Source organism: Shinella zoogloeoides (assembly GCF_033705735.1).
In the GTDB taxonomy this organism is placed as follows: domain Bacteria; phylum Pseudomonadota; class Alphaproteobacteria; order Rhizobiales; family Rhizobiaceae; genus Shinella; species Shinella zoogloeoides_A.
In genome coordinates, this window is the sequence record NZ_CP131131.1 from 155,470 (window position 1) to 170,750 (window position 15,281).

At 67.2% G+C, this 15,281-nt stretch carries 13 protein-coding genes; 10 read left to right on the forward strand and 3 right to left on the reverse strand.

Annotation, left to right across the window (positions count from 1 at the left end):
• Positions 1–5 precede the first annotated feature (5 nt).
• Together rsmD and ShzoTeo12_RS18180 are read left to right on the forward strand one after the other, a co-directional pair.
• Positions 6–566 (forward strand): 16S rRNA (guanine(966)-N(2))-methyltransferase RsmD, encoded by a 561-nt coding sequence (gene rsmD, locus ShzoTeo12_RS18175; protein WP_318913372.1) that lies wholly within the window; start codon positions 6–8, stop codon positions 564–566.
• Positions 567–607: 41 nt separating this feature from the next.
• Positions 608–1,477 carry a patatin-like phospholipase family protein gene (locus ShzoTeo12_RS18180; RefSeq protein ID WP_318913373.1) on the forward strand — a complete coding sequence of 290 codons (870 nt, stop codon included), beginning with the start codon at positions 608–610 and terminating at the stop codon, positions 1,475–1,477.
• 54 nt (positions 1,478–1,531) lie between these two features.
• On the opposite strand, the gene ShzoTeo12_RS18185 is transcribed toward ShzoTeo12_RS18180, so the two are convergent.
• Positions 1,532–3,334 carry a monovalent cation:proton antiporter-2 (CPA2) family protein gene (locus ShzoTeo12_RS18185; RefSeq protein ID WP_318913375.1) on the reverse strand — a complete coding sequence of 601 codons (1,803 nt, stop codon included), beginning with the start codon at positions 3,332–3,334 and terminating at the stop codon, positions 1,532–1,534.
• 106 nt (positions 3,335–3,440) lie between these two features.
• On the opposite strand from ShzoTeo12_RS18185, the gene ShzoTeo12_RS18190 reads away from it, so the two are divergent.
• The 6 genes from ShzoTeo12_RS18190 (at position 3,441) to lpxK (ending at position 9,434) form a co-directional block, all read left to right on the forward strand.
• Entirely contained in the window at positions 3,441–4,787 is a 1,347-nt protein-coding gene (locus ShzoTeo12_RS18190; RefSeq protein ID WP_318913376.1) for a TldD/PmbA family protein, read from the forward strand.
• A gap of 4 nt (positions 4,788–4,791) precedes the next feature.
• On the forward strand, positions 4,792–5,598 hold the full coding sequence (locus tag ShzoTeo12_RS18195) for a 3'(2'),5'-bisphosphate nucleotidase CysQ (protein WP_119254439.1): 807 nt from the start codon (positions 4,792–4,794) through the stop codon (positions 5,596–5,598).
• A 59-nt stretch (positions 5,599–5,657) separates the two neighbouring features.
• Entirely contained in the window at positions 5,658–5,894 is a 237-nt protein-coding gene (locus ShzoTeo12_RS18200; RefSeq protein WP_119254440.1) for a DUF4170 domain-containing protein, read from the forward strand.
• 162 nt (positions 5,895–6,056) lie between these two features.
• Entirely contained in the window at positions 6,057–7,373 is a 1,317-nt protein-coding gene (waaA, locus tag ShzoTeo12_RS18205) for a lipid IV(A) 3-deoxy-D-manno-octulosonic acid transferase (protein ID WP_119254441.1), read from the forward strand.
• 11 nt (positions 7,374–7,384) lie between these two features.
• On the forward strand, positions 7,385–8,119 hold the full coding sequence (locus tag ShzoTeo12_RS18210; protein WP_318913378.1) for an HAD family hydrolase: 735 nt from the start codon (positions 7,385–7,387) through the stop codon (positions 8,117–8,119).
• A 274-nt stretch (positions 8,120–8,393) separates the two neighbouring features.
• Entirely contained in the window at positions 8,394–9,434 is a 1,041-nt protein-coding gene (gene lpxK, locus ShzoTeo12_RS18215) for a tetraacyldisaccharide 4'-kinase (protein ID WP_318913380.1), read from the forward strand.
• A gap of 173 nt (positions 9,435–9,607) precedes the next feature.
• Here lpxK and ShzoTeo12_RS18220 read toward each other — a convergent pair whose 3' ends face one another.
• Together ShzoTeo12_RS18220 and mutL are read right to left on the reverse strand one after the other, a co-directional pair.
• Positions 9,608–9,847, reverse strand: a complete 240-nt coding sequence (locus ShzoTeo12_RS18220; protein WP_119254444.1) for a DUF2093 domain-containing protein — start codon at positions 9,845–9,847, stop codon at positions 9,608–9,610.
• A 67-nt stretch (positions 9,848–9,914) separates the two neighbouring features.
• Positions 9,915–11,720: a DNA mismatch repair endonuclease MutL gene (mutL, locus tag ShzoTeo12_RS18225; protein WP_318913383.1), complete on the reverse strand. Its 1,806-nt coding sequence runs from the start codon at positions 11,718–11,720 to the stop codon at positions 9,915–9,917.
• A gap of 298 nt (positions 11,721–12,018) precedes the next feature.
• Here mutL and ShzoTeo12_RS18230 point away from each other — a divergent pair, with 298 nt between their 5' ends.
• Positions 12,019–13,716 (forward strand): response regulator, encoded by a 1,698-nt coding sequence (locus ShzoTeo12_RS18230; RefSeq protein WP_318913385.1) that lies wholly within the window; start codon positions 12,019–12,021, stop codon positions 13,714–13,716.
• Between the two features lie 192 nt (positions 13,717–13,908).
• On the forward strand, positions 13,909–15,264 hold the full coding sequence (locus ShzoTeo12_RS18235; RefSeq protein WP_119254447.1) for a putative bifunctional diguanylate cyclase/phosphodiesterase: 1,356 nt from the start codon (positions 13,909–13,911) through the stop codon (positions 15,262–15,264).
• The last annotated feature ends 17 nt before the right edge of the window (positions 15,265–15,281 follow it).

Below are 15,281 nucleotides of genomic sequence, written 5' to 3' on the forward strand. Positions count from 1 at the left end.
GCATCGTGCGGATCGTCGGCGGAGAGTTTCGCGGCCGTTCGCTCGTAACGCCGAAGTCGGACGATATCCGTCCGACGACGGATCGCACGCGCGAAAGCCTGTTCAACATCCTGTCGCATGCCTATCCCGAGGCGCTCGACGGCACGCGCGTGCTCGATCTCTTCGCGGGCACCGGCGCCGTCGGCCTCGAGGCACTGTCGCGCGGCGCGCGGGCGGCACTCTTCGTCGAGCAGGGCGTCGAGGGCAGGGGGCTTCTCCATTCCAATATCGAGGCGCTGGGCGCGATCGGCCGCGCCAAGATCTTCCGGCGCGATGCGACGGCGCTCGGCGGCATCGGCACGATGGAGCCGTTCCATTTCCTCTTCGCCGATCCGCCTTATGCCAAGGGCCTCGGCGAGCGCGCCCTCGATGCCGCCCGGCGCGGTGGCTGGCTGGTCGACGGCGCCCTTGCGATCCTCGAGGAGCGCGCCGATATTCAGCCTGCCGCGGTCGATGGTTACGACCTTCTGGAGGTTCGCACCTTCGGCGACACGCGCATGCATTTCTATCGCTACCGCGCCGGCTGACGTTCGGGCCCGCGGCGGCCTGCGCAGCAAAGGAATGAGCGATGACCGATGCCCTCGTTTCGGCTGAAAGCACCGGGGCCTCCGGCCCGACGGTCGCCATCGCGCTCGGCGGCGGCGGGGCGCGGGGCCTTGCCCATATCCATGTCATCGAGGTGCTCGACGAGCTCGGCATCCGCCCGGTGCTGATCGCCGGCGTCTCCATTGGCGCCATCATGGGCGCGGCGATGGCGGCCGGCATGACGGGCCGGGAAATCCGCGAGCACACGCTCGCCACCATCGGCCGTCCGGGCCAGATCATGAACCGGCTGTGGAGCCTGCGCCCGGCGGGCCTCTCGGAAGTTGTCGCCGGCGGCTTCCGCGTCGGGCAGTTTAACCTGGAGCGCGTCCTGAAAGCCTTCCTGCCGGAGCGCCTGCCGGAGACCTTCGAGGAGCTGCCGATCCCGCTGAAGGTGATCGCGTCGGATTATTACGCCCAGTGCGAATGCGTCTGCGACGGCGGTCCCCTGCTGCCAGCCATCGCCGCCTCCGCCGCCCTGCCGGCGGTCTTCCGGCCGGTGGTGCTGAACGGCCGCGTCATGATCGACGGCGGCCTCTGGAATCCGGTGCCCTTCGATCATCTCGCCGGCAAGGCGGACATCACCATCGGCGTCGACGTCGTCGGCAAGCCACCCGCCGGCACGGCGGAGGTGCCGAACAGCATCGACAGCCTCTACGGCGCCACCCAGCTCACCATGCGCTCCATCGTCACGCTGAAGCTGGAAAAGGGCGCGCCGGATATCTTCCTCCAGCCGGAGGTCGGCCGCTTCCGCGTGCTCGATTTCGTCAAGGCCGAGGAGGTCCTCGCCGCCTCCGCCGGCATCCGGGACGAATTGAAGCGCGCGCTGGATGCGCGGCTTTCCGCCATCGGCTAGAGCTTTTCCGCCTTTTCGAACGCAAAACCGCTTCACACTTTTGCTGGAAATGCTCTAGGCCGCGTTCTCCTCTTCCTCCTCGTCGGCCTCCTCCGCCACCTTCTTCTTCGGCTTGACCAGCGGCTCCGGCTTCACCGGCTTGGAATGCAGCATGTGCCGCCCCGCGGCGATCCCTTCGGCCGCCTGCAGCTCCAGCCGCGCCACGTCGCGGCGGCGGATGTCGTCGCTGATCGCCAGCGCGTCGTCCGGCTCGACGCCGAGCTCCTCCAGCGTTTCCCGGCCGAAGACGAGAGCGGATTCGAAGGTCTCGCGCACGTCGTGCTGCACGCCCTTGGCCCTGAGCGCCAGGGTGTGGATGCGGTCGTAGGAACGCACGAAGAGCGTGGCATTGGGATATTCCGACTGCACGAGATCGACGATGCGGTCGGTCGCGCCCTTGCCCTGGGTGCAGATGGCGACGATCTTGGCACGCTCGATGCCGGCCGCGCGCAGCACGTCCTTGCGCGTGCCGTCACCGAAATAGATGCGGAAGCCGAAACTCGCCGCCTGCCGCACGCGATCTGTCGAATGGTCGATGACCGTGACCTCGCGCCCGCCGGCCAGCAGGATCTGCGCCGCGATCTGGCCGAAACGGGAAAAGCCGATCATCAGCACGTCGGCGCCGGCCCCTTCGAAATCCTCCTCGATCTCCTCTTCCGCGTCTTCGACGAGCAGGAAGCGCGAGAGCGCGGCGGCGATCGGCGTCAGCGCCATGGAAATGGTGACGACGGCGATCAGCAGCGAGGCGAGCCCGTCGGAGAAGATGCCGCCGGCCGCCGCGGCCGTGAACAGCACGAAGCCGAACTCGCCGCCTTGCGGCAGCACGAGCGCGATGCGCACCGCATCGTTGTGCGGTGAGCCGGTGAAGCGGCAGAGGCCGTAGATGACGAGGCTCTTGACCAGCATGACGGCGGGCGTCGCGATCAGGATCGTCAGCCAGCTTGCGAAGATGACGTCGAGATGCAGCGACAGGCCGACGGCCATGAAGAACAGGCCGAGCAGGATACCGCGGAAAGGCTCGACATCCGCCTGCAGTTCGTGCCGGTAGGAAGAATCGGCAAGCAGCACGCCGGCGAGGAACGCGCCCATGGCCATGGAAAGCCCGGCCATCTGCAGGAGCATGGCCGCTGCGAGCACCACGAAGAGTGCCGCGGCGATCATCGCCTCGCGCGCGCCGGTGCGGGCGATGATCTGGAACAGCGGGTTGAGCAGGTAGCGGCCGGCCACCAGCAGCGCCGCGATGGCGGCGATGGCGATGCTGAAATCCTCGAAGGCGCTGGTGCCGGCTTCGGGTTTCTGTTCGGCGAGCAGCGGGATCAGTGCCAGAAGCGGCACGATGGCAAGGTCCTGCAGCAGCAGCATGGAAAAGGCGCGCTGCCCGTAGCGCGTATTGATGTCGCCCCGCTCGTCGAGGATCTGCATGGCGAAGGCCGTCGAGGAAAGCGCAAGGCCGAAGCCGATGATCAGCGCGCCGTCCCATTCCTCCAGCCCGAAGGCGAAGGTCAATCCGGCGAGCGCAAGGCCGGTGATGGCGACCTGCGCGATGCCGAGGCCGAAGATGTCGCGCCGCATCGCCCAGAGCCGCGAGGGCTTCAGTTCCAGCCCGATGAGGAAGAGCAGGAAGACCACGCCGAGCTCGGCGACGCCCAGCAATTCTTCCCCGTCGCGGATCTGGTGCAGGATCGGCCCGATCACTACGCCGGCGGCGAGGTAGCCGAGAATGGTGCCGAGCCCCAGCCGCTTGAAGATCGGCGCGGCAAGCAGCGCCCCGCCGAGCATCATCAGGACCTCGTTATACGGGCTGTGGGTGTAGGACATGCGGATGCTTTCTCTTCGGAGCCGGTCGCTGGGGGCAAAAAAGGAGGGTGGCCCTTGATGCCCGTACCGGCGCACAATAAATGGGGCAGCAAAGAAAGGCCAAGTCATGTCAGAGACGATCGATTCCGCAAGCCTTCTCGCGCGCGCCGGCGAACTCATCGACCGCGCCATACAGGCGGGGGCGGATGCGGCCGATGCCGTCGTCGTCCGGGGCCGCTCCTCCTCGGTCAGCGTGCGCCTCGGCAAGGTCGAGGGCACGGAAGCCTCCGAGAGCGACGATTTCTCGCTGCGCGTGTTCGTCGGCAGGCGCGTCGCCAGTGTCTCGGCCAATCCCGGCTTCGACCTGAAGGTGCTTGCCGAGCGCGCCGTCGCCATGGCGAAGGCCTCGCCGGAAGATCCCTTCGCCTCGCTCGCCGACGAGGCAGACCTTGCGAAAGACTGGCCGGACCTCGAACTCTACGATCCGACCGAGGTTTCCGCCGACCAGCTCACGGAAGCCGCTCTTGCCGCGGAAGCCGCGGCGCTTGCCGTTTCCGGCATCACCAATTCCGGCGGGGCCGGTGCTTCGGCCGGCATGGGCGGGCTCGTCCTTGCCACCTCGAATGGTTTTTCCGGCGCCTACAGCGCCAGCCGCTTCGGCCGCTCCGTCAGCGTGATCGCGGGCGAGGGCACGAAGATGGAACGCGACTACGACTTCGATTCCAGCCTCTATTTCGCCGAGCTGAGGGATGCCGGGGAGATCGGCCGCGAGGCCGCCGCCCGCGCCGTCCGCCGGCTCAATCCGCGCCAGGTGCCGACGGCGAAGAACGTCACCGTCGTCTACGATCCGCGCGTTTCGCGCGGCATCGCCGGCCATATTGCCGGGGCGATCAACGGCGCGGCCGTCGCCCGCAAGACCAGCTTCCTGCGCGACCGCATGGGCAAGCAGGTGCTGAAGGCAGGGCTTTCCGTCACCGACGATCCGCTCATCGTGCGCGGTCCGTCGTCGCGCCCCTTCGACGGCGAGGGCGTCACCGGCCGTCGCCTCGCCATGATCGAGGACGGCGTGCTGCAGCACTGGTTCCTGTCGACCTCCACCGCCCGCGAGCTCGGCCTTCACACCAATGGCCGCGGCGTGCGCGGCGGCACCTCGGTCAGCCCCGCCTCGACCAACCTCGCGCTGGAGCCCGGCGATATCGCACCGGAGGACCTGATCCGTTCCGTCGGCACAGGCCTCTATGTCACCGAGCTGATCGGCCAGGGCGTCAACATGGTGACGGGCGAATACAGCCGTGGCGCTTCCGGTTACTGGATCGAGAACGGCGAGCTGACCTTCCCGGTCTCCGAGGTCACCATCGCCTCCAACCTTGCCGACATGTTCCTGCGCATCACGCCGGCGAATGACATCGACCGCAGCTTCGGCGTCGCCGCGCCGACGCTTGCCATTGACGGCATGACGCTGGCCGGAAAGTAGGACCATGCCCAGCCCCGCCCACGCCTGGAGCGCAGACCTCGATCTTCTGGTCGGGGCTGCCCGGCTTGCAGGCGCAAGGGCGCTGGATTTCTTCCGCAAGGGGCCGGATGTCTGGTGGAAGAACGAGGGCCGCTCGCCGGTGAGCGCGGCGGATTTCGCGGCCAACGACATCCTCAAGAAGGAACTGCTTTCCGCCCGGCCGAACTACGGCTGGCTCTCGGAGGAGACGGACGACGATGCCGGCCGGCTCGATTGCGAGACCGTCTTCGTCATCGACCCCATCGACGGCACGCGCGCTTTCATCGCCGGCAAGGACATCTGGTGCGTCAGCGCCGCCGTCGTGCATCATGGCCGGCCGGTGGCGGGCGTGCTCTTCGCCCCCTCGCTCGGCGAGGTCTTCACCGCCGCGGCGGACGGCCCGGCGCTGAAGAACGGCAGCCCCATCGCAGCGAGCGAGCCGGATGCGGCGCGCCCCACCCGCATGGCGGCGCCGGAGGACATGGCGCAGGGTATCGACCGGCACATGATCGGCGGCGTCCATCGCATTTCGCATGTGCCCTCGCTCGCCTATCGCCTCGCCATGGTGGCGGACGGGCGCATCGACGGAACGCTGGTCAAGCGCAATGCGCACGACTGGGATCTCGCTGCCGCCGACCTCATTCTTTCGCGCGCCGGCGGCGGCCTCGTGACGCTCGATGGTGCGCCGCTTTCCTACAACCGCCCGACCGTCAGCCACGAGACGCTGGCGGCGGCGGGTGCCGCCCGGCTTTCCGGGCTCGTCGATGCCGCGCGGCACCTTGCCGGCCATTGACCTTTCTTTCGGAATACCGCAAACCGTCTGCCGAAATCGGCACAAGAAAAGAGAGAAACATGACCGAATCGATCGAACCGAAACAGCTCCTTCATCTCGTGTTTGGCGGCGAGCTGAAGACCCTCACCGAAGTCCAGTTCCGCGATCTCGAAAAGCTCGACATCGTCGGCATCTTCCCGGATTATGCGACCGCGCTGACAGCCTGGAAGGCCAAGGCCCAGCAGACCGTCGACAATGCGCATATGCGCTATTTCATCGTGCACATGCACCGCCTTCTCGACCCGCAGAAGGGCTGAACCGCATTTGCGACACCGCCCCGCGCGGCCTTGCCGCGCCGGGCAGAAAGACTGGTCCTTCATGATCTTCGAGAGCCGGCAAGCCGTCAGAGAAAACCCAGCAGACATGCATGGCGGCCCCGCGTCCGCCGTTGCGGCCGGACAGGCGAAGGCGTGCCGCCCATGAGCACACGGCTCGCCCGCGCCGCGCTTTCGCTTTACCGCTGGGGCGGTGTCGCGCTCTATCCGGTCATCGGTCCCTATCTCGCGCTGCGCGCGGCCAAGGGCAAGGAGGAGCGCTCGCGCCGCAAGGAGCGCTATGGCGCAGCCAGCGTCGCGCGGCCGGAAGGCCCCCTCGTCTGGTTCCATGCCGCCAGCGTCGGCGAGACCAATGCCATTGTGCCGCTGATCCGGGAAGTGCGCCGCCGCGGCATCGCCGTGCTGCTCACCACCGGCACCGTCACCTCGGCCAAGGTCGTGCAGGACCGCCTCGGCAGCGAGGTCATCCACCAATATGTGCCGCTCGACCTCAAGCCGGCCGTCAGCCGTTTCCTCGAATACTGGCATCCAGACCTTGCCATCATGGCGGAGTCGGAAATCTGGCCGATGACCATTCTGGAGCTCGGCGCGCGCCATATCCCGCAGGTTCTGGTGAACGGTCGCATCTCCGACCGTTCCTTCCCGCGCTGGAAGCGCCGGCATGCTCTTGCCGACGCGCTTTTCGAGAATTTCGCGCTGGTGATCGCCCAGTCGGAAACGGATGCGGAGCGGTTCCGCACGCTCGGGGCCCTGCCGGTGCTCGTTTCGGGCAATCTCAAGGTCGATACGGACGCGCCGCCCGTCGATCCGCCCGTCCTGAAAGCCTATCTCGGCCAGATCGCGGGCCGCCGCACCTGGGCGGCGATCTCGACCTTCGACGGCGAGGAGGCCGCCGCCGGCAATGTGCACCGCATTCTCAAGGAGCGCGCGCCTGGCCTTCTCACCATCATCGTGCCGCGCCATCCCGAGCGGGGCGACGCCGTCGCCGACATGCTGACGGCGCGCGGCCTCAAGGTCGTCCGCCGTACCTCCGGCGAGCCGCTGACGCCCGATACCGACATCTTCCTGGGCGATACGATCGGCGAGATGGGCCTTTATCTTCGCATGACCGAGATCGCCTTCGTCGGCCGCTCTCTCTTCGCCGAGGGCGGGCAGAACCCGCTGGAGCCCGCCATGCTCGGCTGCGCGATCCTGTCGGGCGGTAACGTGCAGAACTTCCGCGAGGCCTACCAGCAACTCGCCCGCAACGGCAGCGCCAAGATGGTGCGCGATATCGAGATGCTGGCCAAGGGCGTGCATTACCTCCTCGCCAACGACGAGACGCGCCGGCAGATGATCAATGCCGGGCAGGAGACCGTGCAGGAGATGCGCGGGGCGCTGCGCGCCACGATCAAGGGGCTGGAGCCCTATATCAATCCGCTCACCGTGAAGGCGCGGCTCCATCCGCGCCAGACCTCCTGAAAGGACAGGACATGACCAAGGCGGCGACCATTTCCGGCATCCTCTTCGACAAGGACGGCACGCTGCTCGATTATGCCAGGAGCTGGATCCCGGTGAATTACGAGCTGGCCCGCATCGCCGCCGCCGGGGACGAGGCGCTCGCCCGCAGGCTGCTCGTGGCAGGCGGCATGGACCCCGACACGGGCCATGTCACGCCGGACAGCCTGCTTGCCGCCGGTAACACGGTGGAGATCGCCGAGGGCTTGGTCGCCGCCGGCGCGCCCTTTACGGTGGAAGGCCTTGCCACGCATTTCGACGGCCTCTTCGCCAATTCCGCCGCGCTTGCGGTCGCCGTCACCGACCTTGCCGCCTTCTTCGCCACCATGCATGCCCGCGGCTACTGGCTCGGCGTTGCCTCCAGCGACAACGAGGCCTCCATCCGCGCGACGGCGAAACGCTTCGGTTTCGACGGCTACCTGCACTATGTCGCCGGCTACGACAGCGGTTTCGGCACGAAGCCGGAGCCTGGCATGGTGCTCGGCTTCTGCGAGGCGACCGGCCTCGAGCCGCACCAGATCGCCGTCGTCGGCGACAACAACCACGATCTCCATATGGGCCGCAATGCCGGCGCCGGCCTCACCGTCGCGGTGCTGACGGGAACCGGCTCGCGGGAATCGCTGTCCGCGGCGTCCGACTATTGCCTCAACGACATCACCGAACTCCTGCCGCTGCTCCCCGAGGCGGCGGTGGCGCGCCCGGCGGCGTGAACGCGCCGCCTCGCCCCTCATCCCGCTGCCGGCACCTTCTCCCCGCAAGCGGGAAGAAAGGACAAGCGGCGGGGGCTTCCTTCATGCTTCTTTCGTCAGGGAAACCAGCGCCTCGTTCCCCTTCTCCCCGCTTGCGGGGAGAAGGTCGCGGCAGCGGGATGAGGGGCAGCGCCTCCGTCCCTCGCCATCCGGCGCTGTTTCCTGCAGTTGATTTTCCTCAGGTCTTCGCGTTTCCTTGCGCAACGACAGGGCAGGGCCATCCACGGGAGACGACATGGTAACCGAAGCGCCGCCTTTCTGGTGGACGAAGCCGGACTGGCGCGCCTATGCGCTCTGGCCGGTCTCGCGCCTCTATGGGCTGATCGCCGGCTGGCGCATGCGCAAGGGCCGCCGGGCCGAGGTGCCGGTGCCCGTCATCTGCGTCGGCAACTTCACGGTGGGCGGCGCCGGCAAGACGCCGACGGCCATCGCGCTCGCCCGCGCCGCCAAGGCGCGGGGCCTCCGGCCCGGCTTCCTCTCCCGCGGCTATGGCGGCTCGCTGGATGTCACGACCGTGGTCGACCTCAGCCATCACCGCGCCCGCGCCGTCGGCGACGAGCCGCTGCTGCTCGCCCGCGAGGCGCTGACCGTCATCTCGCGCAAGCGGGTGAAGGGCGCACGCAAGCTGGTGGAGGAGGGGGCCGACATCATCATCATGGACGACGGCTTCCAGAGCGCGCGCCTCGCCTTCGATTATGCGCTGCTCGTCATCGACACGCGCCGCGGCATCGGCAACGGCCATCTCGTGCCGGGCGGGCCGTTGCGCGCGCCGTTGGCCGAGCAGATGCGCCAGGCGAGCGCGCTTCTGGCCATCGGCGACGGCGATGCGGCTGACCGGCTGATCCGCCAGGCGGCGCGGGCCGGCAAGGCGGTCCATCCCGCGACGCTCGTCACCGTGGGCGCGGAGGACCTGAAGGACGAGGTCGTCATGGCCTGGTCCGGCATTGCCGACAACGAGAAGTTCCACCGCACGGTGAACGAGACGGGCGCGCATCTCTCTGTCTCCCGCAGCTTCCCGGATCACCACTATCTCACCGACGACGAGGTGGCGGAAATCCTCGACCATGCCGAAGGGCTCGGCTACCAGCTGGTGACGACGGCCAAGGACAGCGTGCGGCTCGCGGGTGGTCACGGCCGTTCGGAGGAACTGAGGAAAAAGAGCCGCGTGATCGAGGTGGAAATCCGCTTCGACGACCCGAAGGGGCCGGATGCGATCATCGACGCGGCGATCGCCAATGCACGGCGGCGCAAGCTGCAGCGGCTGGCGAAGAAGTGAGGGATTAGGCAATAGGCAGTCGCCAATAAGGGATTGACGCCCTCACGTCTTTCGACAGCATCTACTGCCTACTGCCTACTGCCTACTGCCTACTGCCTACTGCCTACTGCCTACTGCCTACTGCCTACTGCCTACTGCCTACTGCCTACTGCCTACTGCCTACTGCCTACTGCCTACTGCCTCTTCTGATTAGGCAGCACGCCGGCGCGCTTCTCCGCGTCGAGCGAGGCTGCGCAGCTCACATAGGCTTCCTGCCGCGCGACGCTCCAGTAGCGGAGCTCGTCGACCGGCACGGCCTCGCCGGTCATCGCGCAGGTGACGTGCGAGCCCGGCATCAGGATCTGGAAATCGCCGTCGAGATAACGGATCTTCGCTTCACGGCTGCCGCCGCGGCCTTCCAAACGGTTCATCATCGATTTCAGTATCCGTATCATCCGATGTCGATGCAATATCGCGCCGGCCGTCAAATTTCCAGCTTTTTCAGCTCCGGCCGAACAGCCGCTCGATGTCGGAAAGCTTCAGCTCGATATAGGTCGGCCGGCCGTGGTTGCACTGGCCGGAGCCGGGCGTCGCCTCCATCTGGCGCAAGAGCGCGTTCATTTCCTCCGGCCGCATGCGCCGGCCCGAGCGGACGGAGCCGTGGCAGGCCATGGTCGCGGCGAGATATTCGAGCCTGGCCTTGAGGCCGCTCGCCGTGTCCCATTCGGCAAGCTCGTCGGCAAGCTGGCGGATGAGGCCGGCCGCGTCCATCTCGCCGAGCATGGCCGGCGTCTCGCGCACCGCGACCGCGCCGGGGCCGAAGCGCTCGATGCCGAGGCCGAGCCTTGCGAATTCCTCGGCATGGGAGACAAGCCGGTCGCAGTCGTCTTCCGGCAGGTCGACGATCTCGGGAATGAGGAGGGCCTGCGCCGGCACGGGCCGTGCATGCAGCGCCTCGCGCATCGCCTCGAAGACGAGCCGTTCATGCGCGGCATGCTGATCGACGATGACGAGGCCGTCCTCGGTCTGCGCGACGATGTAGTTCTCGTGCAGCTGCGCCCGCGCCGCGCCGAGCGGATGGCGCTGCGGCGGCTCCTCTTCGCGGATGGAGGGGGAGGGCGTGAAGGCGGGCTCGCCGCGCGCCGAGGGCGCCGCGAATTCCGCAAAGCCTGCCTGCTGCCCGCGGAAAGCCGTCGGCGAGGCCGTGGCGGATTCGAAGGGACGGTAGGGCGAGGCGGAAGGCGTCCATGCCGCGGCGGGGCGCGCTGCTTCCGGCCGGAAGGCGCGCATCAGGCCGCTTGCGCCCGTCGTCGAGGCGCGGTCGCCCTCGCGGGCAAGCGCCTCGCGGATCGCGCCGATGATGAGGCCGCGCACGAGGCCGGGATCGCGGAAGCGCACATCCGACTTCGCCGGATGCACGTTGACGTCGACCAGCGCCGGATCGATCTCTATGGCAAGCACCGCGACGGGATAGCGCCCGTGCGGGATCGTCTCGGCATAGGCCGCGCGCAGTGCCGACCAGATCAGCTTGTCCTGCACCGGCCTTCCGTTGACGAAGGCGAACTGGTTGAGGCTGTTGCCGCGGTTGAAGGTCGGCACGCCGGCAAAGCCGGTGAGCCGCACGCCTTCGCGCTCCGCATCGATCTCGATGGCATTGTCGCGGAAATCGCGGCCGAGCACCTGCGCGATGCGGGCAAGCCGGTCCGTGCCGGTCGCGGGGAATTCCAGCGTCGTGCGGTCGGAGCCGGAGAGCACGAAGCGCACATGCGGAAAGGCGATCGCCATGCGGCGCACGACGTCGGAGATGGCCGAGGCCTCCGCCTTCTCGCTCTTCAGGAACTTGAGGCGGGCGGGCGTGGCGAAGAAGAGGTCGCGCACCTCGACGACGGTGCCGCGATTGGCCGCCGCCGGGCGTACCGGCACCACCTTGCCGCCCGTCACGCTGATCTCGGCCCCTTCGCCGGCCTCCGCCGTGCGGCTGAGCAGCGACAGCTTCGCGACCGAGCCGATGGAGGGCAGCGCCTCGCCGCGAAAGCCGAGCGTGCGGATGTCGAGAAGGTCGGTGTCGAGCTTGGAGGTGCAGTGCCGGCGGATCGCCATCTCCAGGTCGGCGGGCGCCATGCCGCCGCCGTTGTCGGTGACGCGCAGCAGCGTCTTGCCGCCGCCGGCCGTGGCGATCTCGATGCGGGTGGCGCCGGCGTCCAGCGCGTTCTCGATCAGCTCCTTGGCGGCGCTCGCCGGCCGTTCGATCACTTCGCCGGCCGCGATCTGGTTGATGAGGGTTTCGGAAAGCTGCCTGATGGTCATGGCACCATTTTCGCGGATTCGCCCGCCGCCCGCCAGTGGGTGCGGCGGCTTATCCCGCCTCTTGGGCGCCGGCCGGTTTAATCAGGCTTTAATAAAATGCTGCGAACGTGCCGTTGCGCTTGTATGAGCACAAGCCGGCCGGGTTCTCCGGTGGACGATTGCAGCGTCGCTGGCCGCTGGCATTCCCCAATGTCCCAAGGTGCGTAAGCACCGATCAGCATGTTTTCGGGAATGCCAACAGGCGAGGACTGCCAGAATGAATGATGTAGCGCCGTCAGACGCGCACATCCGGTCGGGAATGTTCGAAGCCGCGTGCGATATCCTCGCCGCCGCGGTGATCGTCTATGACAAGAACGACCGCCTCGTCTTCGCCAGCCGGCAGGTCCTGCGCTATTTCCCCATTCCCGCCGAAACACTGGTGCCCGGAACACGCCTGCGCGACGTGCTCGGCGCGATCTTCGACAGCGGCGTGCGCTACGGCATCTCGCCCGACCAGCGCCACAAGCCGGTCAACCGCGAGGAGTGGATCTCCGCCCGCATCTCCGCCCATTGGCGCGAGCAGTACGATGCCGTCGAGCGGCTCGGGCGCGACCGCTGGATCCATTTCCGCAAGCGCCGCCTGCCGAGCGGCTACAACGTCACCACCTTCGTCGACATTTCCGAGCAGAAGAAGCAGGAAGAGCAGTGGCGCCTCGATCTGGAGCGCATCGCGCTCACCGAGGAAATCCTCGAGACCCTGCCTTCGCCGATGGTCGTCAAGGACCGCAACCTTGCCTATATCGCGGTGAACCGGGCGTTCTGCGCGGTCTACGGCACCGATCCCGACAGCATTCTCGGCCGCACCGTCTGGGCGCTGGCCGATGCGGAGAGCGCGGACCGCATCGAGGCGAGCGACCGTTCCGTGCTGGAGACGGGCGAGCCCTACATGCTGGCGGAGCATATCATCCGCGCCGACGGCTCGGATCTCTATGTCATCACGCGCAAGTACCGGATCGGCGCGCCCGGCCATCATGCCATCGTCACGGTGATGGAGGACGTCTCGGCCTTCGTCGCCGGCGAGCGGGCCATGACGGACGAGGGCGATGCGCTGCTGCGCGTGCCGGGCGGCTTCGTGCCCGCGCAGAACTGCTTCGATCCGGTGCGCGATGCCGAGCGCCGCCTGCTTCTCGACCAGTTGAACCGCGAGGACGTGACGGCAGTGGCCGGAAAGCGCGTGCTCGTCGTCACCGGCAATCCCCGCATCGAGGAAATCCTCGTCGACGAGTTCAAGGCCAAGGACGCCGATTCCTGCGCGGTCCATTCGGTGCGGGAATGCCAGGCCTTCCTCCTGCACGCGGCCGAGCAGGGGATTGTCCTCGATCTCGTCATCGTCGACGGTGACGTGCCGGACCATGCCGCGATCCGCAACAATGCCTATGGCGTGCCTGTGACGGTGATCTCGGCCGAAGGCATCGGCTCCGATTTCATGCGCGTCCTCGTGGAAGAGCACGAACTGCTTTCCGAGGATACCTCGCCGCTTGGCGACATACTCACGCCCGTGCCGATTTCCGACGACTGGTACATCGCCACCGACATCACGACCATGCTGCCGGCCGCCGTCGGCGACGTCGAGGTGCTGGTCGCCGAGGACAACCAGATCAACCAGTTTGTCTTCTCGCAGATCCTCGAAGGCCTCGGCATCTCGCACCGCATCGCCGAGAACGGCGAGGAAGCGGTCATGCTCTGGCGCAAGCACCAGCCGCGCCTCGTGCTGATGGACATCGCCATGCCCGTGATGAACGGCATCGACGCGGCGAAGGAGATCCGCGATGCGGAGAAGCTGACGGGCACCCACACGCCCATCGTCGCCGTCACGGCGCAGGCGCTGAACGTCGACATGCAGAACTGCATGGATGCCGGTATGGACGATTACATCGTCAAGCCGGTCAGCCCGGAAATGATCGAGGCCGTCTACCGGCGCTATGCCGCACGCAAACAGGAGAAATCCGTCGCCTGACGCATGCGGAGAGAACTGGCCACCCCGCTCCCCGTCGCAAGGCATGCTTCAAGTTGAAAACGGACGGTCAACTCCCCAGAAATGGGGAGGTCTGTGGGAAGGACTGACGATCGCTTGCTATGCATTTGTTAACGGACATGCCCCATCGTAGGGCAGTCCTCGGAGGTCAGGCGCAAGTATGGGAAATCATTGATGAAGTCTGCTGATCATGCGGCGCTGGATGTTTCCCAGACTGATCTTCATGCCATGGCCTATACCGATCCCCTCACGGGTCTCGGCAATCTCTATCGCCTGCGTGACAAGGTGCGGCAGATCGCGCGTGAGCGCGAGGCGGACCCGGCGCCCTTCGCCATCGGCATCGCCAATCTCGACGGTTTCAAGCCCATCAACGATCTCTTCGGCCCCCGCGCCGGCGACGAGATCCTCTGCCAGGTGGCGCATCGGCTGAAGGCCTGCATTCCCGACGGCGCGACCGTCACCCGCCATGGCGGCGACGAGTTCGCCTTCGTGCTGCCGCTGGTCTTCGAGCGCAAGGGCGCGGAAAAGCTCGGCCAGATGCTGCGCGAGGTCCTGTCGGCCCCCTTCGATCTCGGCGACCGCAACGTGCGCCTTTCCGCCTCCTTCGGCTTCGCCATCTATCCTTTCGCCGGCGAGGATTTCACCGAGCTGCTGAAGAGCGCCGATACCGCGCTTTACCGCTCGAAGCGCCGCGGGCGCGGCCAGATCACGGTCTATTCGCAGGAGATCGCCCAGGAGATGAAGCGCGCGACGCAGCTCGAGCAGGCGCTGCGCAATGCGATCATCGCCAACGAGGTGGACGTCCATTTCCAGCCGATCGTCAGCCTGCGCGACGATACCGTCGTCGGCTTCGAGGCGTTGGCGCGCTGGTGCGATGCCGATCTCGGCTATGTCTCGCCGGCCGTCTTCGTGCCGCTCGCCGAGGAGCGCGGCTTCATCGACGCGCTGTCCGATACGCTGCTGCGCAAGGCGGCGGAGGCGGCGCTTTCCTGGCCGAAGGAGCTCTTCCTCTCCTTCAACCTCTCCTCCGCCCAGCTCATGGACCCGAAGACGGCGTTCAACACGCTGGCCATCCTCAACCGCGTCGGGCTCGATCCGCGCCGGCTGGAGCTGGAGATCACCGAGACGGCGGTGATGACCGATGCAGACACGGCACAGAAGATCATCGGGGAGCTGCGTGCGGCGGGCGTGCGCATCTCGCTCGACGATTTCGGCACGGGCCAGTCGAGCCTCGGTCGCCTGCGCGACTTCACCTTCGACAAGGTGAAGATCGACCGCGCCTTCGTCTCGCGCATTTCCAACGACAAGGCCTCCGAGCACATCATCAAGGCCATCGTCGCCATGTGCGAGGGGCTTGACCTTGCCGTCGTCGCCGAGGGCATCGAGGATTTTTCCGAGGCGCTGAAGCTGAAGGCGCTCGGCTGCGGCATGGGGCAGGGCTATTTCTACGGCAAGCCGGCCGATGCCGTCGCCACCATGCGCTTCCTCGCCGACCGCTATGTCAGCCTGGAAGGCCGCGCCGCTTCCTGAGCCGGGCAGGCCTCGGG